We start from the raw sequence: 22,530 nt of genomic DNA, 5'->3' as shown, positions 1-22,530 counted from the left end.
TTTTCCAGCTATCGTGCGTTCCGCTGCAATCGGGCGCGGAACGCACGATAGCTATATGATCGCGGTCGTGGATTCACGTTCGACCAACTGATATCCGATGGTTGCGCGGCTCGGCGGCAGCACCGTGCCTGCATCATTGGAATTTCCGGCATTGCTGGAATTACCATTCACTTCGCCGCGTTCGATCCGTTCGACGATCATATCGACCGCGAATTTGGCAAGCTGGTCGAGATCCACTTGGATGGTGCTCAGCGAAGGGGTGGTGTAGGTTCCAGAAGTCACGCCGTCGAATCCGATCACCTTCACGTCTTGCGGCACATGGATGCCATAGTCGGCGAGGCCGCGAATCACGCCGAATGCGGCGAAATCATTGGCGCAGCACACTCCGTCGAACGCGATTGCGGGAATCTTGTCGGTCGTTTCGATCGATTTGCCCGTAATCTCGCCGCTTACATTGTTGAAATCGGCGGTTCCGGCCGTGCCTGTTTCGCGGTCTCCGGCACCCGCGCCGGCTCCGCAGTCCGCCCTTCGTGCCGCCATAATCCGTTCGGCGATCGCGTGCCCGGCGGTAATGCCGTCGTCGGAGCAACCGCCTTCGAACACCATGGTTTCGTCATATGGCAATCCTGCGTCCAGCAACGCCGCGCACGCCCCCCGAAGTCGCAGTGCGAACGCATTCTGCGCATGCGCTAACTCGGCGCGCGGCACGAACGTATGCCCGACAATCGCAATATTCCGGCATCCCTGGGCGATCAGATACTGCATCGCAGCGCGTTCGCCCTCCTCGTTGGGGAAATTCACGGCATCCACGGTTGGCGTTTCCTCGCATGCGTCGAGCAGTACGAGAGGGCGCCCGCCGTTGAGTTTGGCGAGCGGTAGATTCGTGCCTAATCCGGTGGCATGCAGAATCTCACCGTCGAAGAGCTGCCCGGAGAACGGATTGCTGGTCAGAGCGTGTTCGGCCGCGTCCGGTGAATATTGGGTTTGCTCAATGAATGGCGTGAGTCCGCGTGATGTGATCTCGTGGCTCAAAGCTTGCGTCAGTTTCGAATAGAACGGCGAATCGAATTCGTTGACGATGATGTGAATAATGTTGCTGCGACCTGATTTGAGCATGCTGGCTGTCAGATTGATGCGATAGTCGAGTTTTTTCGCTGCTGCCAATACTTTGGCTCGGGTCGATTCCTTGACGCCGGCTTTGCCGTGCAGTGCGTTCGATGCGGTCATGGGGGAGACTCCGGCCTGATTTGCCACGTCTCGCAACGTCGGTTTGCCGCTTGTCATGCGCCGCTCCTTACAGCCAAGTTTTTCTGTAACGATATTATATATGATGATTTTCTAGTAATCGTTGAAATTTCAAAGAATCACCAATATCTTATCATGATTGTGATTTCTGAAATATGCTATAAAATATGTAACGGTACATATCTGAAGTTTTCCAGGATGATGAAGTCGAACAAGTAAGTCAAGGATGACGTCAGATACTGTAAACGACACGCTTTTCTAACGTTGTACAAGGAGAAGGCAATGGCGATTACCGAGGATTTGCCAAAAGCATGGCGACCGCCAATGGGCTGGAACAGCTGGGATTCCTACGGCACCACCGTCACTGAAAGCGAAGTGCTTGCCAACGCACGATTCATGGCGGAACACCTGAAAGACGCCGGCTGGGATACGATCGTCGTCGACATCGACTGGTACGACCCGACCGCCCGCGCACACGGTTACAATGCCAATGCGCAGCTGATCCTCGACGAATACGGGCGTCAACTGCCCGACCCTGAACGATTCCCCAGCGCTGCAGACGGGCACGGTTTCGCACCGCTTGCCGAACAGATCCACGCCATGGGACTCAAATTTGGCGTACATATGATGCGAGGCATTCCGCGCTTGGCGGTCGACAACAATCTGCCGGTCAAAGGCACTCCATACACGGCGCAAGAGGTGGCGGACCTTAACCACGTGTGCAAGTGGAATCCGGACAATTATGGGCTGAACCATAACCACTCCGGAGCTCAAGCTTGGTATGACGAACAGCTCGACCTGTTCGCCTCATGGGGGCTTGACTTCCTCAAAGTCGACGACATGCAAACGCCATTCCACAGCGCGGAAATCGCCGCCTACCATAACGCCATCGCCAAAGCTGAAGCGAAATACGGTCGCAGCATCAGCCTGTCGCTCTCGCCGGGCGGTTGGGTGAGCACCGGCTACACCGAATTTCTGCGAGACAGCGCGCAAATGTGGCGTATCAGCGACGATTTATGGGATCGTTGGGAAGACATCTACCAGCAATTCCCGCGTCTTGCGAGGTGGGCGCCGTTCCAGACCACCGGTCATTGGGCTGACGCCGACATGCTGCCGTTGGGGCATATTGGATTGCGGGCCGAACGTGGCGCTGATCGCCAAAGCCGCCTCACCGAAGATGAAAGCCGCACGTTGCTTGCCCTCTGGTGCATGGGACGCAGCCCACTTATGGTAGGCGGCGACCTGCCGACCAGTACCAGCGAAACCATTGAACTGCTCGCCAATCCGGCATTGCGCGAAGTCACCGCAGGATCCACCAACAATCACGAAACCGTGTACGAACGCATCTTCGAACGTTGGGATGACGAAAACTCCTACCTTGGGGATCTCGTGGTGTGGGCCGCCGATGCGGCCGAATGCGCGGATGGCACTCCTTCCGCGCATTCGGGCGGACATTATGCAGCCATCTTCTGGACCGGCGATCGCGACTACGAACTGCCGGCAACCATCGAACTGCAATCCATCGTCGGATTAAGCCAACGCAACGATCCGTGGACGATTACCAATCTGTTTGACGACGAAACCAACGCAACTGGCGAAACTGATGTAACCGGCGCACGTATCGAAGGTGAGGGCGAAGATCGAGTCATCCGCGGAACCATACCGGCGCATGGCGTGCTCTGGTTCGCACTCGACCCGCGCTGACGGCAACCAGCAGTCGCTATAAATCGCCATCAATCATCAAATTTCCAACAAAACTCAATAACAAACCACCAACCAAACACAAAAAGGAATGCCATGACCGACACCATCATCGCAACCCTCAACAAGGCAGGTGTGCGCAACATCAGCACCGACCTGTGGGGCATCTTCTACGAAGACATCAGCTACTCCGGCGACGGCGGACTCAACGCCGACCTCGTACAGAACGGCGCATTCGAATACAATCGCGCCGACTCCTCCGACTGGAGCAGCTACAGCTTCTGGCGCAAAATCGTGCCCGCCGGCTCCTTCGCAGCCTTCGACGTGCTCACCGACAATCCGGTAGCCGAAGAAAACCCGCACTATGCGTCCGTTGAAGTCGAACAGGCGCCGGCTTCGCTTGAAAATATCGGCTGGGACGGCATGGTCTTCCGTGCCGGCGAAACCTACGATTTCTCCGCATGGATGCGTATTTCCAACAATTGCGAAGCTTCCGCACTTCCCGTCACCGTCGCTCTGATTGACGACGATGGAAATGCGATTGCAGAACAAGATATCACCGTCGATTCCAACGATTGGCGTAAGCAAGAGGTTTCGCTGACGGTTTCCGGTGAGAGCAATGCCATCGTTGTACATGAAGGCGCTTTGCGACTCACCTTCACCACGGAAGGTACCGTTGATCTTGATTTCGTTACCCTCGAACCACGCACCACCTACAACGGGCTCAAGCATTTCCGTCCCGACCTGGTCAAGGCGCTCGCCGACCTGCAGCCGCGCTTCATGCGCTTCCCGGGCGGCTGCATCACCCACGGTCTTGGCATGGATAACATGTACCACTGGGATCGCACCATCGGTGATGTTGAGCATCGGCCGCACAATTTCAACCTGTGGGGATATCACCAGTCGTTCCGTATCGGCTACTACGAGTATTTGTGCCTGTGCGAAACCATTGGCGCGAAGCCGCTACCGGTGCTGCCCGCTGCCGTGAGCTGCCAGAACACCAGCCAAGGTCCGGTGCCGATCGCGCAGAAAGACATGCCGGCATACATCGATGAAGTGCTGCATTTGGTCGAATTCTGCAATGGCGACGCCGCAACCACCGAATGGGGTGCCAAGCGTGCCGCCATGGGGCATCCGGAACCGTTCAACCTTGAATATTTGGGCATTGGCAACGAAGATCTTATCGATGACGTGTTCAAGAACCGCTTCCAGCAGATCTTCGACGAGGTCAAGGCCGCCTACCCGGATATTGTTGTGGTTGGCACGGTCGGTCCGGCTCCGAGTGGCCCCGACTATGAGGCTGGTTGGCAGTATGCACGTGAAGCCGGTATTCCCATTGTTGACGAGCATTCCTACCAGTCTTCCAGCTGGTGGTTCCACAATCTCGACCACTACGACACCACGGATCGTGAAGGCCCGAAGGTGTACTTGGGCGAGTATGGCTCGTGGAACACACAGCTGATCAACGGTCTTTCTGAAGCGGCGTTCATGGGTCACATGGAATTGAACGGCGATGCAGTGGTTATGTCTTCGTATGCGCCGCTGTTTGCCAAGAACGGGCATCACAGCTGGAATCCTGATCTGATCTACTTCGACAACGAACGTACCTACCTGCCGTACAGCTACTGGGTGCAGCAGATGTATGCCACCACCACGTCCGATACCGCATGGCCGGTTGCAGTGGAAGGCAAGACCACGCTGCGTCGCGAACTGCCGTCGACGGTCGGCTTGCGTTTGGAAGGCGCTGCTCACGCCGACATCACCGACTTCAGCGTCGACACTGCTGATGGTCGCCATATTGAGCTTGAAGACTGCCATTACGCGGGCAACGGTCCGAAAGCCACGAATCTGAACATCGACGCCGACGCCTACACCATCAACGCCACCATCACCTATTATCAGGGTCGTTGGGGTCTGCAGCTGGTGCACGGCGACATCAACGGCAAGAGCCACAACATCACGTCGCTCGGCCGTGCCTTCGAAATCAAGGTGGTGCGCGACGGCACCGCCTACAATCTCGACGGCACCGAATGGTCCATGGACGAAGTGTTCCCCGGAACCGTGTGGCAGGTGCGCATCGAAGTGACCGATCGTGGCGAAAGCATGAAGCTGTATATCGATGGAGAGCTTGTTGCGCAAGGTGTTGAAGAGCCGGAAGAGCCTCGTCGTACCGTCACTGTGGCTCGTAACGATGCCGAGGGAGTCACTTACGCGCGTATCGTCAACGCGCTCGATGCCGAAGCTGAAGTGGATGTGACTCAGGTGCTTGACGAGCTTGGTGTTTCCGCGGAATCCCGCGCTTCGGCAACCGCCACCGTGCTCGCCGGAACCGACCCGTACGCCGGTGAAATCGGCAAGGCTTCGCCAACCGTTCCAGTCGAAACCTCGCTCGACCTGACCAGCGGCGCCTACACCGCCCCCTCCTGGTCCTTCACCACCCTCACCCTCCATGACTAATCGCGGAAAGCGTTTCAGCGCTACGTCGCAAAACATATAGAGATGCATTGGTTAATTCCACTGCCATCGATGAAGAAAAGCGACTTCCGGTTGTGTCTGATAATCGGAAGTCGCTTTTCTTTCGTTGAAAAAGATGCTTGTTGATTGCTAATAACTTGATTGCTAATAACGTCGTTTTGGGCAATGTGACGGCAAGCGTCACTTGCTGGTGGGGGTGTTGGTTGATTCGCGTTCGATGAGTTGGTATCGGGCGGTGATGATTTCCGGCTCGCGTCCGGAATCGGGATTGTTGATGCGGTCCAGCAGCTGGCTCACTGCCTGCTTGGCTAGGTCGCCCAGATCCGTGCTGATCGTGGTGAGCGAGGGGATGGAATATTCGCCTTCGCTGATGCCGTCGAATCCAATGACTTTCACGTCACGCGGCACGTTTACGCCGCAATCGGCGAGACCTCGCATCACGCCAAGCGCGATGGTGTCGGTCATGCAGAATATGCCGTCCACGTCGTGCGGCACCGGACGCGGAGCCATGCCGGGCTGTTTCACGCGAGACGTTGCGTCCTCGCCTTGCATCGCACGGGCGATTTGCCGGCCGACTGAACGTGCGGCATCCTCGTCCCAGCGGGGCATTGGCAAAAACGTCGACGTGGTGATCGGCATGCCGTGTTCGGCGAAGGATTGCAGGCATCCGTACGCGCGTCGGTCGGAAACCGAAGCGTCTTGCGATGTTTTTGCCAACATGGGTTGCGTTACGTCGTACGTTGCGTCGTCTTGGTGTTCGCCTGCGATGGTGCCGTCAGTCTGTTCCAACGGTCCGCCCGCGCCGATGACGAGTATGTTGCGGCATCCGACGTTGATCAGATGGTCGATTGCCGCTTGGGCTCCTGTCTCGCACGGGGTGTTGATGGTGTCGAACATGGGGGAGTGCGACAGTGCGTCAAGCAGCACGATCGGCTTGCCTCCGGCGAGTATGCGGATCTCTTGATCGGACACGTTGCTTGGACTGAAGATCATGCCGTCGCAGAGTTGGCTTGTCACTTTTTTGAGAATGCCGATTTCGCTGTCCTTTGAAATGGATGTTTGCTGCACGATGGTCTGCAATCCATGTTTGGTCGCTTCTCGTGAGATCGCTGCGCTCATTTCGGAAGGGTAGGGTCGGTCGAGTTCGAAGATGGCCACGCCGATGACGCCGTTATGTCCGCTGCGCAACGATCGTGCGGAAAGGTTTGCCGTGTACTTGAGTTCGTTGGCTGCGTTAAGTACCTTCTGTGCGGTGTCTGGCGCGATTCTTGGATCGCCGCGCAGCGCGTACGATGCGGTGGCTCGGGAGACTCCCGCCGCTTTGGCGACTTCGCTCATGGTGACCATGGATGCCCCTTTCGTGCCTGCTCCAGGCGGTGTCTTACCCAGTGTGTGGCACTCTGCCGACGGCATCTTAGCCCCGTTCCATTACCTTTCTCATGGCGTGTCGGTTGCGATTGTGCCGCCTTCCGTCGACTTCTGACGTCAGTCTACAACATGATTTGACACGATTCAAATCCGGGGTGTATAACTGGTTCCATCACGAATTGACACGATTCAATTTGTGGTTTCTGCAACCATCGAAGGCTGCGGGAACGCGACCATACGGGCGCTGAAGCTCGGAGGACAAGGAGAAATCATGAAGGTCAAGAACATCGTCAGAACAGTGGCGGCGGTAGCGGCCGGTGCCATGCTCATTCCATTGGCTGCCTGCGGTGGAGGCACTGCGGCAGATTCGGGCAAAACCAAAATCACTTTCCTTAGTTGGGACAACGAACAGACTATGAGTCCGTTCATCGAGGAATTCGAAAAGGAAAATCCTGACATCTCCATTGATTTCAGCTATGCGCCGCCGACCGCCGAATATATCCAGACTCTGCAGACCCGTCTTGTAGGTAACCAAGCGCCGGATGTGTTCATCATTACTTCCGAAAACAAGAATGATCTGATCGATAATGGCTACGTGCTTGACATGACAGGCAAGTCGTATACCGAAAAACTTTCCCAGGCCAACAAGGACTTCGTGTCTCGAGACGGCAAAGTGTATGGCCAATCCATCTCATCATGGGCTGCGGGCATCGCCTACAACAAGGAACTGCTCAAGCAGGTCGGATACGACACTGTTCCAAGCACGTGGGACGAATTCCTTGATCTGTGCAAGAAACTGCAGGATAACGGTGTAAGCCCCTACATTGAAGCCATCGGCGATGGCGCCGACCGTATTCCGGATTCTTTCACGGGAGCCATTCTTGCCGACAAGGGCATTGATGTGACCACCCTCGCTTCCAAGGATCCGCAAACCCCCGGCGCGAACGAGAAGGAAGCCGTCAAGGCGTGGATGAAAGTCTATGACGAGGGCTACGCATCCCGCGACAACGTCGGTGTGAGCGGCGATGACGCCAAAACCCAGTTCGTCAACGGCCAAGTAGCCATGTACTGCACCGGCGCATGGGACTTCTCCACTTTCGAACAGGCCGGCTTCGACTGGGGATTCGCTCAGATTCCGGCCCTCGACAAGAACCATGAACAGTATGCCCAGGGTTCCCCGTCTCCCGGCCTCGCCATCTACTCCAAGCTCGACGGTGACAAGCTCAAGGCCGCCGAAAAGTTCCTTGACTTCATGGTGTCTGACTGGTCGCTCGAACAGCGCAGCAAGAATGGTGACGCGATCACCGTCGATGGGTTCGAATCCGACGTGACCGAACAATACAAAGATGTCTACGAGAACAATCTGAAGACCGGCAAGTACTTCCTGATGACCAACTTCTACTCCAATCCGGACGTGCTGATCTCCACCAACAACGCGGAAGTCCAGCAGCTCGTGCAGGGTTCCATCACCGCTGACCAGTGGGCTGAGAACATCGACGCCAAGATGGCCTCTGCCCAGTAAAACTCCCGGCCATTCGAATTCGATCATTGCGGACGGCTGCCTTCTCGAAAACAAGACGCCTGTTGATCGCAGCCGTCCGCACGTCACCAATCACACTCCCAATTTCAATCTCAATTTCAAATCGTCAATCGAAACCGATCGCATTGCATCGAATGTACATCGAATCAAGAGGCAATCATGACCTACGTAACTACCGCGGCGCTTCCGCCGCTTGATGAGGCGGCCTACAGCAAGCGCCGCCGGCAACAGGGGCGTCTCGAAGACGTCACCTCATTCTGGTTTCTGCTGCCCATCCTCGCCATCTTCGTGGTGCTGTTCTTAGTGCCACTCGTGCAAACTGCCTACTACTCGCTCACCGATTTCAACGGCTACAGCATGGATATGCACTTCGTAGGCCTCAGCAACTACCAGAAGGTCTTCAGCGATCCTTCCACCCTGCAAGGCCTCGGTTTCACCCTCCTATATGCCATCACGGTGATGATTGGCGTCACTGTGATCGCCATTCCGCTAGCGGTAGCGCTCAATCAGAAGTTCGTAGGGTGCAATTTCGTGCGTTCTGTGTTTTTCTTCTTTTCCGTGCCGTCCCTCGCCATCATGGGCATGGTCTGGAAGTACATCTTCTCTCCCATGAAGACCGGCGTGGTCAACTCTGTGCTTTCCGTCTTCGGCCTTGGACCCATTCCGTGGCTTAGCAACAACGGACTTGCTAAATTCTGCGTGATCTTCATCGCCATCTGGGCGCAAATCGGCTGGCATGCAACCCTCTATTTGGCCTTTCTGCAGGCCATTCCTGCAGACCTGTACGAACAGGCCACTGTGGATGGTGCCAACGCATGGCAGAAATTCGCCCACATCACCTTGCCGCAACTCATGCCAGGCATCGTCACTTCCACATTTCTGCTCATGAGCGGCGGCTTGAAAGTGTACGACCTGCCATACACCATGACCAAAGGCGGTCCAGGCTACTCCACCTACACCGTCACCCAATCCATCATCCAGCAGGGCATCGGCCAATCCCAATATGGCGTCGGCTCCGCTCTCGCAGTTCTCTTCTTCATTGCCACAGGCATCGTCGTATTCCTGCAAATGGGCATTTCCAACCTGATTTCCCGGAGGTTCCAGTGATGAGCAGCGCAACCAGTAATCCACAGCCCGCCGCTACGCCAACCGTCAACGGCAAAGGCATGAATTTCACCGCGCGCAAGCGTATCGGATTGGCCATCACCAGCGTCGTCATGATCGCCGTCGCACTCATATGCGCGGTGCCACTGTGGTACATCGTCATCAACACATTCAAAACCATTCCCGACATGAACTCCAACCCATTGGGGCTGCCCAAGGAATGGACGTTCGACAACTACGTTCACGCCTTCAAAACCGTGCCGATCCTGCGTTCCCTGTGGAACACGTTTATCGTCACCTTCTTCGGCGTGGCCATTCAGGTCATCGTCGGCGCGCTTGCAGCCTATGGCATGATACTACGCAAATCGCGCTTCACCGCAGCGGTCGGAGCCGTGCTGATGGTCGCCTTTGTGGTGCCCGCACAGTCCACCCTCATTCCGCTGTACCGCATGGAAGCGCAAAGCCACCTGGTCAACACCCTCGCAGGCCTAGTGGTCATCTACCTCGGCGGCGCTATTTTCTGCTATTTTCTGATCGTCGGCTACATGCGCTCGCTGCCGTTCGAATTGATCGAAGCGGCTCGTATCGACGGAGCCGGTCCGCTGCGCATCTTCTGGAGCATCGTGATGCCGTTGATTCGCCCGATCCTCACCACCGTGGTGGTTTTCCAAACCATGGGCACATGGAACGACTTCATGAACGCCAACGTGTTCATCAGCTCGTCCGAACTGCGCACCATTGTTCTGCAGGTGTACAACGCGGTCGGTCAGTTCTCCACTGATTGGCCGAGCTTCATGACCATCACCGTGCTGGCGTTGCTGCCTGTGTTCATCTTCTTCATCTTCTGCCAGAAGTGGATCGTTTCCGGCCTGGTCGCCGGTTCGGTCAAGGGATGATCGCATTTCAAGCGGCAACATAATAAGATTTGACAGGTGGGATGATGCCTCCCATCGCTTCCTTCCCTTCCCGCCTGTCCTTTTTCATTCGGAAAACTACAGTGATGTAGATATTCGTAAAGAAAGACGACTTCCATGACTACTGTGATTCAACCGCCTGCGTTGCGTGATCGTGACTTCAGATCGCTGCCGCATCGCGTCAACAACGCATGGATCGACACCAATCCGTTGCATCGGTATTGCGCTGATCCCAATCTCGCCATCTATGATGGTAGATATTTTTTGTATTGCACGGACGATGGCGTCGATGAATGGGGGACTACCGCATTCAGTGTGTATGTTTCCGACGATCTCGTCACCTGGGAACGGTATCCGGCGCTTGACCTGCGTGATGTGCCTTGGTGGAATGGCGAAGATGGCGCTTGGGCTCCTTCCGTCATCCAGCGTGCGGATGGACGGTACGTGTTCTACTTCGTGGCCGGATCGCAAATCGGCGCGGCAGTAGGTGCGAGCCCCTACGGTCCATTTATTCCGGAGCCGGAGCCGATTGTGCATAAAGGTACGTTCGATTGCCATACCATCGATCCCGGCACCTTCATCGATACGGACGGCACCCGTTATCTGCTGTGGGGCAATGGCCGTGCTTGGATTGCCCCGCTTGCCGAAGACTGCCTCAGCTTTGATGAAACCCGTGCCATAAGTTGGATTCCCGGCGACTTCCGTGAAGCGATCTGGCTGCACGAACGCAACGGCATCTACTACGCCTCCTGGTCGGAGAACGATGCGCGAGACGAAGGCTACTGTGTGAAATATGCCATGGCGCAATCGTTGCAAGGCACGTGGAGTGAACCGAAGCCGCTTATCATGCCGGCGGTTGATCGTGCGCTATACGCAACCGGACATCACAATATCGTCAATATTCCGGGGACGGATGAGTGGATCGTCGCGTACCATCGGTTCGCATACGATCCGAGCGGACGTTGGGCGGGCGGCGACGGATGCCATCGCGAAACCGTATTCGCCCCACTTGTGCATAATGTCGACGGAACGCTGGAGCAAGTACGGCCTGAAGTCGGCTCGTACTACCGCCCACTGCGCTGAAACGTTGTGGAACGCACAAAAATGCGTTGGTTAATCCCACTGCCATCGATGAATAACGCGGCTTCCGAAGCAAGACTGCCATCGAGCGTAGGCTGGAGGCATGAGCAAACACCATCGTGACCGCAGCTGGGCGCCAGCACCGCAACCACTTCCCGAGAACGCGCACGTTATCGACAACCACACGCATGTGGCGTCCGTCGTGCCGTTCTCGCGGGCCATGAGCCATGAAGCCCAAGAAAAAGGCCAACCGGAAGTCCCCGTATACAGCGTCGACGAACTGCTGAACCAAGCACAACAAGTCGGCGTCGAAGGCGTCATCGACTGCGGATGCGAACTACCGAACCTCATGACCGCCATCGACATGGCACGTGAACACCCCCAAACCGTGCACGCGGCCATCGCCATACATCCCAACGAATCCGTGCTCCACGGTCATCGCGGAGTGCCCGGACCAGACGGCCTTCCGCTCAAATACAAACCCTGGCACGACACCAACTTCGAAGACGCCATGGCCGAAGTACACCGTCTTGCCATCACTTACCCCAATCAGGTTGTGGCCATAGGCGAAACCGGCATGGATCTCTTCCGCACCGGCGAAGCCGCCAAAGAACTCCAGCGGGAAGCTTTCCGCGCGCACATCGCGCTCGCCAAGGAACTCAATCTGCCTATGCAGATCCATGACCGTGACTCGCATAAGGAAGTCATCGAAACGTTGCTGGCGGACGGCGCTCCCGAACGGACCGTGTTCCACAGCTATTCCGGTGATGCCGAAATGGGTGAGATAGCGCGCGAAAACGGTTGGTATCTCAGTCTTTCGGGCACATCCAGCTATAAGGGCAACGATGGTATCCGCGAGTCGGCACGCATTGTCGGGCTCAGTCATGTCATGGTCGAAACCGATGCCCCCTACCTAAGTCCGATGCCGTATCGTGGCCGCACCAACGCGCCGTACATGATCCCCTACACCCTGCAGTCGTTGGCGAATTATCTCGATAAACCGCTGACGGAAGTCGCGCAGGCAACACGAAAGACTACGCGCGAAGTGTACGGAATCTGAACAAATTCCGAAAATCGGCAAAGCGGAAACGATTTGTCCGAAAATGAGAGAGAATAAGAGAAAAACAAAAGGGAAAAACCCACAGGAAGTCTACTTCTTTCGAGATCAAGAATCGCAAGAAACAATGTGAAGATTTGACAAGACTTCGTACGGCTCCTAACGTGCCTTTTTGCGTTTATTTTGGGGAGTGGGTTGGAAGGCCCGCCACTTGGAGGTAGCGTTATGGCTAACGAGCCTAACGAGGATGAGCCGCTGTTTCACGCAGCCACATACACGCAGGCGCCGAAGGTTTCGCACAAGGTGCTGACCAAGGAAGAGCGACAGGAGCTGATCAAGCAGCACGAGGAGAAGCAGCAGGAGGCCGCCAAGCTTGACCAGGTGGCCAGCAAAGGTCCCATCGGCCGCTGGTGGAGCCGTCTGCAATCCGGGCCAAACAAAATCACGCCTGCCATGGCGATCGTGGCGTTGGGCGTGGTATATGGCGATATCGGCACCTCGCCGCTGTACACCATGCAGACGTTCCTCAACGGGCAGGGCGGACTCGCGCACGCTGACCACGAGGCCGTGCTCGGCGTGCTTTCGTTGGTGTTCTGGTCAATCACACTCATCACCACTGTCAAATACGTGCTGATTGCCATGCGCATCGACAACAAGGGCGAAGGCGGCATTTTCGCGCTGTACTCGTTGATTCGCAAGTACGGTGCATGGCTTGCGATTCCCGCCATGCTCGGCGGTGCCGCGTTCCTCGCCGATTCCGTGCTCACCCCAGCCGTGTCCATCAGCTCGGCAGTGGAAGGCTTGGAAACACTACCGGCTTTTGAAAAACTTTTTACCGAAAACAAGCAGCTGACCCTGATGATCACCGCGGCCATCATTCTGATACTGTTCTCTGCGCAGTCGCGTGGCACCGAGCGTATCGGCAAGGTGTTCGGTTCGGTCGTGCTTGTCTGGTTCTCGTTCCTAGCGGTTGTCGGCTTGGCGAACCTCAGCCAGTATTGGGGCGTGTTCGCAGCGCTCAACCCCTTGTACGGTGTCAGATTCCTGTTCAGCAGCCATAATGCCGCTGGTCTTGCCATCATGGGTACGGTGTTCCTGTCAACCACCGGTGCCGAAGCGCTTTATTCCGACATGGGTCACGTTGGCCGTGGCAACATCTATTTCACGTGGCCGTTCATCAAAATCGCGCTTGTGCTCTGTTATTTCGGCCAAGGCGCATGGATGCTCAATCATTGGGATGATTCGGCTTATGCCCGCACGCACGGTTTGAACCCGTTCTTCGAAATGATGACGCCCAGCGTGCGTTACGTGGCCGTCGTGCTTTCCGTGCTCGCAGGCGTTATCGCCTCGCAGGCATTGATCACCGGCGCGTTCACGATGGTGTCTGAAGCCACCCATCTGAACTGGATGCCGCATCTTCAGGTCCGTTATCCGGCCCGTACCCGCGGTCAGCTGTACATTCCTGTGGTCAATGTGGTGCTTTGCGTTTCCACGCTGTTGGTTTTGGCGCTATTCCGTGATTCCGAGCATATTTCCGCGGCGTATGGCCTGGCGTTGACCATCACCATGATCACCACCACCATTCTGCTTGCCGTCTACATCTGGCATTCAGGGCGTCGTATCGGAGCGGTCGTATTCACCGTGCTGTTCCTTGCGATTCAGTTCATGTTCTTCTTCGCTTCCATGGCGAAGTTCCTGCATGGTGGCTGGTTCACAATGCTGCTTACCTTCGCGATTCTGCTGGTCATGTATACGTGGAACGAAGGCACGAAGCTGGAACGTGCGCAGCGTCGTCATATGCAGCCCGCCGAGTGCCTGCCGGTGCTGGAGCGGCTGCATGATGACGATACGATTCCGTATTTTGCCGACAATATCGTTTACCTCACGTCGGATCCGGAGATGAAGCGTATCGATACTGATATCTTCTTCTCGATTTTCGCCGACCATCCAAAACGTGCCCGCGCTTGGTGGGCGGTTTCTGTCGAGACCGCTGATGAGCCGTTCACTCGCGAGTATTCGGTTGAGAATTTCGGCACGGATTACATGTTCCGTGTTCGCATTCGGCTTGGTTTCAAGGTTTCTCAGTCGATTCCGGCTTACATTCACCAGATCATGAACGATTTGTCGAAGTCGGGAGATCTGCCGAAGCAGGAAAGCCGTTATCCGAAGCTTGATGCTGATCCGAATATCGGTCCGATTCGATATGTGCTGATTCACAAGGCGCTTATGCCTGAGTCGAAGGTATCGCAGCGTGGCGCGATTTCTTTGGAAATCAAGTATGCGATCCGTCGTCTTGCGGGATCTCCGGTCAAATGGTTCGGCCTTGCGCCTTACAATCCGCTGATTGAGATACAGCCGCTGTTCCTCGCGACTCAGCGTCCTCCGCGGCTAAAGCGTGTGTGAAACAAGCCGTGAAACGGGCTGCGCGATGATGGTGATCGCATCTGCCATCGTCGCGCAGCCCGTTTTCGTAGGGACATTTTGTAGGTTTTGCACGGTCTTATCGCGAAGAATCGTTGGAATCCCGCGGTTTTTTGCACGCTATAAGCAATGTCGATAGCCATATGCGCGCGTTGCAGCACAAGCCCTGTAGAGTAATCAACCATGTGCAGATTACTTGGATTCGCGGCAGCCGGAAGCAACACCAGTCTCAATGGTGTGCTCGGCATGCAGACCGTACGCGATTTCCGTGATCTGAGCGAAATCCACAACGATGGCTGGGGCTCCGCGCTGGTCACCGTGCCGAGCGAGTCGCCGTACTTGCGTGACGGTGGCGCTCCCACTCCGGAAACCGGCACCACCATCTACAAGAACACGGTCGCGGCCCGCCATGATCCGATTTTCGACGAGCTCGCCAACGCTCCGGCCCGTGGAGGCCTGTGGCACCTACGTTTGGCCAGCTCGAACCTGCCGCTGATTCTCGAAAACCAGCAGCCGTTCTACGCCAACGGATTGAGCTTCATCCACAATGGCGATATTTCCGACGATCAGGGTCGCAACATCATCACCAACCGTGCGTTCCCAGTCGATCCGAATATCGTGCAGTCCACCGGCGGCCGTTCCGATTCCGCCATTTTCTTCGCAGTGATTCTGCAGTACATCGGTTTTGGTTTCGCGCTCGACGAGGCGGTCGCGCAGGCTGTGCGCGAACTGCGCAAAAGCTATCCGAAATCCAGCTACAACTGCATGATTCAGAGCCAAGACCAGTTCATCGCTCTGTGCGCGGCCGGTCGTGAGGTCACGTCCAAGCGCATTGTGGAAATCTACGACCAGTACGGACGTGGCGACCAGGCGCATGACTATCGTGTGATGCGCTATCGTGCGCTTGGTGAATCCGAAGCGGATCAGGCTGCAGGCCAGCTGAAGGGCGTGGTTGTGGCCAGCTCCGGTTTCGATCAGCGTGCCGAAGATGGCTGGACTCGTTTGGAAAACGATCGGATGATCGTCGCTTCTAACCGTACCGGCGCATTTCGCGTGCGTTCTATCTGAAATTCGTAAGCTGGAATCCGTACTTGGGAATTTTCGACCGTAATTTTCGACTGTAATTTTCATCTGGGATTTCCGGACATTTTTTCGACCGGATTCAGCATGCGGCAATCGTCATACAGCGCCTAAGATAGGCGGTATGACAACCGGATATATTCCTACACTCGCCCAAGTTGACGAACTGCATCGAAAAATCGCGCAATCGCAAGCCGCATACGATTTGATTCACGGACATTGCGTAGTCGTTGCCGACATCGCACGTCGCATGGCACGCAGGCAGAACGCACTTTTCACCCGTCGCTGCACGCTACCGGACGATGCCCCCGAAAAAGTGGGCGATTTCGGCCTTAGGCTTACGCAAGATGGCAATGGAGACGAATCGTTCGGCATGCTTCGCATTCCTTCCATTCCATCATCGGACGGGCTTACGGGCGGAACCGTTCCGCCAAGGCTGATCGACGAGCATCTGGTGGTGATCGGTGGTCTGCTGCATGATATCGGCACGTATTTTTTGCTCAAACAAGATGGTTCCGACGGTGGGCCGCTGAAATTCGACGGTCCGAATTACGTGCGGCATGGGCTTAAAGGCTACGAATATTTGTTGAATGAGGGTGTTGACGAGTCCATCGCGCAGTTCGCGCGCAACCACACCGGTGTGGGACTCACCAAAGAAGCGGTGGAATCGCAAGGATTGCCGCTGCCTCCGGCCGACTATGTGCCCATGAATCTTGAGCAGGAAGTGGTGATGGTGGCCGACAAGTACAACAGCAAGTCGATTCCGCCGAAGTTCCTGACGGCCGAAGCCTATGCGCGCAAAGCGGCCCGTTTCGGCGAAAGCAACAGGCGCGAATGGTTGCGGCTGCTCGAACGATACGGTGTGCTTGACGTCACGCCACTCGCCGAGCAGTACCACATGCGTATCGCGGAGTAGGGCAGACCGCTTTCAGAACACGTAAGCCCTTTGGGATTTGGCTAAAACCAGAATTCCAAAGGGCTTACCTATGGGCGCGCGAAAGAGTCTATGTTCGCGCGCCCGTTGCACTAGGCGGCTAGTCAAGTTCCACGCTGTGCTCCATCGCATCGGCGACCTCCGGATTGGTGGTCACCACGATGATGGCGCGCTTGCGATCGGCATCGCGCTTGAACTTCTTCAACAGATCCAACACCACGGCCGCATCGTCGGCATTCAATCCAGCGGTCGGCTCGTCGGCGATAATCACCTCAGCCTCGCAGCTTAGCGCACGAGCGATGGCCACGCGACGCTGGTTCAGTTCGCTTACTTCGCCGACTGCCAGGCCGGACGTCACCTCGTCGAAGCCTACGCGCTTGAGCAGTTCGCGGGCGATCACAGGCTTCGGTTTGAGGAAGTTGCGGTTCGATGCATCCATGGCGTAGAGCACATTGCTTTCCGCGTCGAGATCGGGGCGGAAAGCGAAATGTTGCGGAATGAATCCGATGCGGTGTCCCAGCACTTCGACCGGTTCGGTGTCGCTCAGGTTGGCGCTTTTGTGCATCACATTGCCGCGGTCCGTGCGCACCATGCCGACCATGGTGGCCAGCAATGCCTGATGCTGTTCGCAATCCTCCGCGTCCACAAGCACTGCATGCGTGGAGCCTGCTTGGAACGACAACGACAGGTCGTCAAGAATATTGCGGCCGGTCTTGCGATTGGTCACGGTCACATGATCGAGCGCGAATGTCGGATTCGTTTTGAAGAAGAACGCATCCTTTTTGCGATTGCGCTTGATTTCGTTGTCAAGCTGTGACGAAACGCTGGTCACGGAATCGGCTTTCACCGTTTCATGCGATTCCAGTACGGTCGGTTCGTCGGAAGAGCGCAAAGCGAGCGTTTCCTTCACTTGATTCGCGTTATCCGCCACCACGTCCGAATCGTCATCCTCGGTATCCGCAACGTCATTTGCAGCGTCGGCGGTTTCGTCGGCATCTGCAGTATTGTTGCCTGCAGCCGCTGCAGTGTCGCCGTCGTTTGCATCGTCGGAAGTCGCAGCATCGTCATTCGCCGCAATTTCGATATCTGCATTGTCGTCGTCGTACATCACCGTAAAATCGATGGATTCAATGGAATCTGCGGAAGATGCGTCATCTGCAATATCGCCGATCGCAGTATCATCGACGGTCTCGCTTGCCTCGGCTTCAGCGGTCTCGTCAACCACGGTCTCGTCGATGTTTTCGTTCTTATCGTTCATATTGTCGCTCATGCCGTCACCTCCGAGCGTTCCTCAAACAGTTGGTTCAAGTTGAAGCAGGCCACGCGCACGAACGCCACGATGCCAAGCGCCAGGCATGCGCCCAAGCCGCACCAGATCACATTCCACACTGAAGCGGACGTGATCGCCACAGTCTGCCCGCCGGCCCACGCGGTGCCGATCGGCTTCGCCAATAGCGCGCCGGCAACCAAACCGATGATCAAACCCGGAACCGTCATCATGAACGTTTCCAGCATGAACTGCCATCCCAAACGGCCCTTGGTCACGCCGGTGATCATCGCCATGCCGATCTCGTCGCGCCGACCGCCGACTGCCGCCCACACAATCAATGCCAGCAACGCGATTCCGCCGACGAGCGTCACGGCCAACAGCACGATGCGCGCGGCCGAAGCGGCGGAATCAAGCGGCTCAATCGACTTCTTATAGGCGGTAAGCGACGGCGAGGTGATCTCGTATGTCTTCGTGTCCAACTTGGCCTTCTTCACCGCGCGCACGAACTTGTTGTACGTGGAAGGATTCGCCAGCGAGAACACGATATTGAGATTCGGAACGCCCCATCCTGTGGCCTCCGTCGTGTCAAGCCCGTTCTTGGCGAAGTTGAGATACGTCGTGTAGATCACGTTTTCACGATTGTCCTTCGCGTATTTTGCGTCGGAACCATTGCCCTCAGGCACGTCGCTGTCATATTCGTAAATGCCGCGCACGGTGAATGTGTACGTTTCGGAAGCCTTCGACGGATTGCCGACCGTCACCTTGTCGCCTACCTTGAGATTGTTCTTATCGGCTAGCGCCTGCGAAATGAGTACGCCGTCGCTCTGCGTCTTATAGCTCAGATGCTTGCCCTTGACCACTTTGTAGTAGCCGTAATCGTTGATTTTCGTGGCGTCCAACGTGTAGAACGCTTGCAGGGTCAGGTTGCCGCCGGTCTTGTCTTCGCTGGTATCGTTTTTCGCGGCGATCGCCTGCAACGACTTGCTTTCGCGCACCGGCACTGACGTTGCCAACGTGTAATTGAAGGTCACGCTGCTGTTCTGTGCGGCCGTTGCGTACGTGCCGTACTTTTCCCACGTCAAGTATTTGTCGGTATAGCTGGAATCGGCGCCGTCGCGCTTGGCTTTGGTTTGCGCGGTCGGCCGAATTACCGCAGTGGCTTTCTGCGACTGGTATGTTTCATTATTGGCGGTGTCGTTTGCTCGTATGACTGCCAGATCCACGGCAGCCGAGAAAGACACCAGTAGTGCGAGTAGGGCGATCAGCGCGGTGCGCCATTTGACGCGGCCGAGCGCCGCCCATGCGTTCTTGAGAACGAACATGCGGTACTTCTCCAGTTCTCTGTTATTGCGCGCCGGCGCATGCCGACGTCAGCGTTAGCCGGGACGCGCGCTCCGCAGCAAGGCAGGCCCGTAGCGCATGGTGCGTCCCGTGAAATCATCTTGGGCTTCCAACGTGATTGTTTTCTTGCGCAACACTGTTATACCCCTGCATGAAGTCTGAATGATTCCTGAAAAGTGATTCCAGAGAATAAGCGTTGAGCATGGTTGCGGCACTCGCTACGATGGAATCGATGACTTCCGAACAGATTACGAATACCGGTTCCGTGTCGGGCGATTGTGGCTCGGCTCAGGCTCGTGCGCGAACTCATGTGCAGGCTTATGTGCAGACTCAGGCTCGGCAGAATGGCTCGTCCAAGGATGGTTCGGCTACGAATGGTCCAGCCAGGAATGATTCGGCCAAGGGCGGTCCGTCCGGGCGGAAACATGGCCTGCAGCGGTGCCACGCGATGCTGCATCCGGCGTCGCTCCGCGCGTTATTGCCGTGGCTTACGTCGATTATCGGCATCGCGTCCGCGTTATGCTTGGTGATCGCGTGGTTCCCCTCCACGGTGTGGAATACGCCGATTGCCAGCAGCGATGCCCCCGCGCATTACTATTTCATTCGCCGCCTGCTTGACGAAGGTTTGGGGGCGGCATTGCATTTGTGGCCTCATAATTCGTTTTATCCGCCGTTATTCCACATTTGCGCTTATTTCGTGATCAAAATCGCGGCACTGTTCGGCGTGCAATGTTCGATTTACGCGGCATTCAATATCACGTGGATCATCGCTTCGGGCGTGATTTTTCCTTCCGGAATGTTGGTATTGTGCAGGTATTTTCTACAACGTTGGAATCGTGGCAATCGAATTTCCAATCGAATTTCACGTATTTCGCAAGCATCGCCTACGTCTGAATCGTCGTCCGTATCTGAATCGTCGTCCGTATCTGAATCGTCGAATGTTTCAAACCAGCATGCATCGTCAGCTGTAAATCGGCAATATAACGCCACTCTCGACGTTACTTTCGTTCTGCAGAATCTGCTTGGACTGTTCGTGCCGGTGCTTGCCGTCAGCTCGGTGTGCCACCCGTACGGACTGCTGAATGCCGGCCCGCTGATCGCATTCGGTTTCGCCACTTCGCTGCTGCCGTTCCTTATCGCTGCCACGTTGCGCTTGTTCGATGAGATCGCCGCACGCGAGCATATAGCAAAATGGCTTGCGATCACTGCTGTCGCAGGCGTGGTTTGCTTGGTTGCGCACCCGCGTATTGCATTCACGTACGCTCTGATTTTGGTGCCTTTCATTGTGTTGCGTTTGCCGTGGAAGCTGATTCTTGGCGCGTTTATCGCCATGTGTGTCGGCGCGGTGGCGTTTGTGGCTCTGATGCTCACGTCGTTCAAATCGGATCGTTGGGCGAATCCCGCTTCCTGGTTCCACAGTCATCAGCCGTCCAAGAATTTGTGGGAGTCGATTTCGTTCTGTTTCGCGGATGGTCTTGACGGTTTTCCTGCGATTCTGTTCGCATTATTGCTGATTGCGGGAACCGTTGCCGCTTTTGTTTGCGCCTCCCGCCGCACTGTTGTGCGCTTTTCGGATTCGCTTTCGGTTGCTGTTTCCACTGTGGCTCCCGCTTTTTCCGCTGATGCTGATGCTTTGGCTTCCGATACTGCGGTTTCCGCTCCTGCTGTTTCCCCGGTTCCCACTTCCGGTCTGCCGGCTGTTTCGTGTTCCGATGCTGCTGACGTCTCCTTATTCGAATCGTCCGAACCATCTCGACCTCTCCGCAACGATCGCCTGCGTGACGTGATCGCGTTAATGGCTGCATTTCTGCTGGTCACGCTGGTTTATGTGTGCACGGTCACGTTGGTTGGCGCGCTGCCGAATATCATCAGCGCTCCTTGGTATCGCGATGAAAACCGTATTGTGACCATGCTTCCGCTGGTTGCGTTGCCGTTGCTTGTCATTGGCGTCAACGCGTTTTCCGAATGCGTTTCCGCTTGCGCCGCATCCGCTTCTTTCGCTCTTTCTGCATCTTCCTTCTCCGCGAAGAATAGTGTTTCTTCTTCTTCCGTTCCTTCTCTTTCTCCTGTGTCTGCTGTTTCTTCCGTGAAGAGTGTTTCTTTCGCTTCTAATTGGATCGGCCCAATCGCCGCATTCCTCGCAATTGCGATACTTGCGGTTTCCGCGCAGATCGTATGTCCGTCTCGCACTGCAGTTCGTGACGCGATCATCGCGCATTCCAGCCTGGATCAAAGCGACCCCAACGAGCAGCTCACCGAGCAGAAGATCATTGTGCTGCGCAAGGTCACGGAACGTACTGGCACTCAGGCCACCATCATTTCCGATCCGCTGAACGGTTCGATGTATGCGGAGACGCTGTTCAACGCGAACATGCTGTATCCGATCATCAATGCGCGCACCGATGTGTCATCCGCTCCGTTCGGCAAAGTGGAGACCGCGTTTGCTTCCGGCGATGTGCAGCAGGTGCTTGGCACGGTATGTCCGCTGACCGACGCTCCGAAGTACTTTCTTACGATGGGCGACCAAGCGCAAAGCTTGCAGTCGTTCCCGTATCGCGCCCAATACGATTCCTTCCATAATGAGGAATTGATTGATGCGTATGTGGATGACGGCACGTTGGTGAAGGTTGCCGATTATTCGCAGTATGGCCAGGGCTGGGCTCTCTACCGTTTCGGATGCGCCGATTAATCGATTTTTGGCTGCGCTGCCTTGTTCTGCCGTCGCCTGCGCGCGCATATGTGAGACCGCACTTTCGATCAGTTGAGATCTGAATTTGTTCAGATTAACGATCTGGGTGCGGTTCTTTTTATTGCTTCCTTTCTTCCTCTGCTTGCTTCTTCTCTTTTCCATCTCGGCTGATGTGTGGATGGCTGGTTGCAGAGTTGGTTGCAGATGTGGTGTCGTAGTGCCGACACGCCCGGGTGTTGGCTTGCGGTGGGGTGTTTTGAGGTTTTTCCGACGGTCTTTTGCCGCGCGATGGTGTTCCTTGCCCGCTTTTC

The 22,530-nt window shown here is 56.0% G+C and carries 16 protein-coding genes; 11 read left to right on the top strand and 5 right to left on the bottom strand.

Annotated features, from left to right (window positions below):
* Positions 1-51: 51 nt before the first annotated feature.
* The gene (locus WMO36_RS07755; RefSeq protein WP_099571524.1) at positions 52-1,284 is read right to left on the bottom strand and encodes a LacI family DNA-binding transcriptional regulator; all 1,233 of its coding nucleotides are present in this window, start codon (positions 1,282-1,284) and stop codon (positions 52-54) included.
* A gap of 285 nt (positions 1,285-1,569) precedes the next feature.
* Between WMO36_RS07755 and WMO36_RS07750 the strand changes: the two genes are divergently transcribed.
* Both WMO36_RS07750 and WMO36_RS07745 read left to right on the top strand, forming a co-directional pair.
* Positions 1,570-2,949: a glycoside hydrolase family 27 protein gene (locus WMO36_RS07750; protein ID WP_349077247.1), complete on the top strand. Its 1,380-nt coding sequence runs from the start codon at positions 1,570-1,572 to the stop codon at positions 2,947-2,949.
* A 93-nt stretch (positions 2,950-3,042) separates the two neighbouring features.
* Positions 3,043-5,403, top strand: a complete 2,361-nt coding sequence (locus WMO36_RS07745) for an alpha-L-arabinofuranosidase family protein (RefSeq protein ID WP_349077235.1) — start codon at positions 3,043-3,045, stop codon at positions 5,401-5,403.
* A 198-nt stretch (positions 5,404-5,601) separates the two neighbouring features.
* Here WMO36_RS07745 and WMO36_RS07740 read toward each other — a convergent pair whose 3' ends face one another.
* Complete coding sequence (locus WMO36_RS07740) at positions 5,602-6,768, bottom strand: LacI family DNA-binding transcriptional regulator (protein WP_187324896.1); 1,167 nt, start codon at positions 6,766-6,768, stop codon at positions 5,602-5,604.
* Positions 6,769-7,060: 292 nt separating this feature from the next.
* Here WMO36_RS07740 and WMO36_RS07735 point away from each other — a divergent pair, with 292 nt between their 5' ends.
* The 8 genes from WMO36_RS07735 to WMO36_RS07700 all read left to right on the top strand — a co-directional run bounded on the left by WMO36_RS07735 (position 7,061) and on the right by WMO36_RS07700 (position 16,901).
* Positions 7,061-8,311, top strand: coding sequence for an ABC transporter substrate-binding protein (locus WMO36_RS07735; RefSeq protein ID WP_302147301.1), 1,251 nt, complete (start codon positions 7,061-7,063; stop codon positions 8,309-8,311).
* 177 nt (positions 8,312-8,488) lie between these two features.
* The gene (locus WMO36_RS07730; protein ID WP_302147300.1) at positions 8,489-9,436 is read left to right on the top strand and encodes a carbohydrate ABC transporter permease; all 948 of its coding nucleotides are present in this window, start codon (positions 8,489-8,491) and stop codon (positions 9,434-9,436) included.
* Positions 9,437-9,495: 59 nt separating this feature from the next.
* Positions 9,496-10,329, top strand: a complete 834-nt coding sequence (locus tag WMO36_RS07725) for a carbohydrate ABC transporter permease (RefSeq protein WP_302147315.1) — start codon at positions 9,496-9,498, stop codon at positions 10,327-10,329.
* A gap of 135 nt (positions 10,330-10,464) precedes the next feature.
* Positions 10,465-11,430 (top strand): family 43 glycosylhydrolase, encoded by a 966-nt coding sequence (locus tag WMO36_RS07720; RefSeq protein WP_154034945.1) that lies wholly within the window; start codon positions 10,465-10,467, stop codon positions 11,428-11,430.
* 100 nt (positions 11,431-11,530) lie between these two features.
* A complete protein-coding gene (locus WMO36_RS07715) occupies positions 11,531-12,487 on the top strand; it encodes a TatD family hydrolase (protein WP_039199411.1) in 957 nt (318 codons plus the stop codon).
* Positions 12,488-12,709: 222 nt separating this feature from the next.
* Positions 12,710-14,887, top strand: coding sequence for a KUP/HAK/KT family potassium transporter (locus tag WMO36_RS07710; RefSeq protein WP_144171101.1), 2,178 nt, complete (start codon positions 12,710-12,712; stop codon positions 14,885-14,887).
* A 201-nt stretch (positions 14,888-15,088) separates the two neighbouring features.
* Positions 15,089-15,973 (top strand): class II glutamine amidotransferase, encoded by an 885-nt coding sequence (locus WMO36_RS07705; RefSeq protein WP_144165190.1) that lies wholly within the window; start codon positions 15,089-15,091, stop codon positions 15,971-15,973.
* 136 nt (positions 15,974-16,109) lie between these two features.
* Positions 16,110-16,901, top strand: coding sequence for an HD domain-containing protein (locus WMO36_RS07700; RefSeq protein WP_099571522.1), 792 nt, complete (start codon positions 16,110-16,112; stop codon positions 16,899-16,901).
* Positions 16,902-17,019: 118 nt separating this feature from the next.
* On the opposite strand, the gene WMO36_RS07695 is transcribed toward WMO36_RS07700, so the two are convergent.
* Both WMO36_RS07695 and WMO36_RS07690 read right to left on the bottom strand, forming a co-directional pair.
* Positions 17,020-18,189, bottom strand: a complete 1,170-nt coding sequence (locus WMO36_RS07695; protein WP_349077234.1) for an ATP-binding cassette domain-containing protein — start codon at positions 18,187-18,189, stop codon at positions 17,020-17,022.
* Complete coding sequence (locus WMO36_RS07690; RefSeq protein ID WP_349077233.1) at positions 18,186-19,511, bottom strand: ABC transporter permease; 1,326 nt, start codon at positions 19,509-19,511, stop codon at positions 18,186-18,188. Before WMO36_RS07690 ends, WMO36_RS07695 begins: the two co-directional genes overlap by 4 nt.
* Positions 19,512-19,762: 251 nt before the next feature.
* Between WMO36_RS07690 and WMO36_RS07685 the strand changes: the two genes are divergently transcribed.
* Positions 19,763-22,219 (top strand): DUF6541 family protein, encoded by a 2,457-nt coding sequence (locus WMO36_RS07685; protein WP_349077232.1) that lies wholly within the window; start codon positions 19,763-19,765, stop codon positions 22,217-22,219.
* 118 nt (positions 22,220-22,337) lie between these two features.
* Here WMO36_RS07685 and WMO36_RS07680 read toward each other — a convergent pair.
* The coding region (locus WMO36_RS07680; protein WP_349077231.1) for a hypothetical protein at positions 22,338-22,530 on the bottom strand (193 nt) is incomplete at its 5' end.

Source organism: Bifidobacterium hominis (assembly GCF_040095915.1).
Taxonomy (GTDB): Bacteria; Actinomycetota; Actinomycetes; order Actinomycetales; family Bifidobacteriaceae; genus Bifidobacterium; species Bifidobacterium hominis.
Note: the sequence above shows the minus strand (reverse complement) of the source record. Positions and strands in the feature narration are given on the sequence as shown.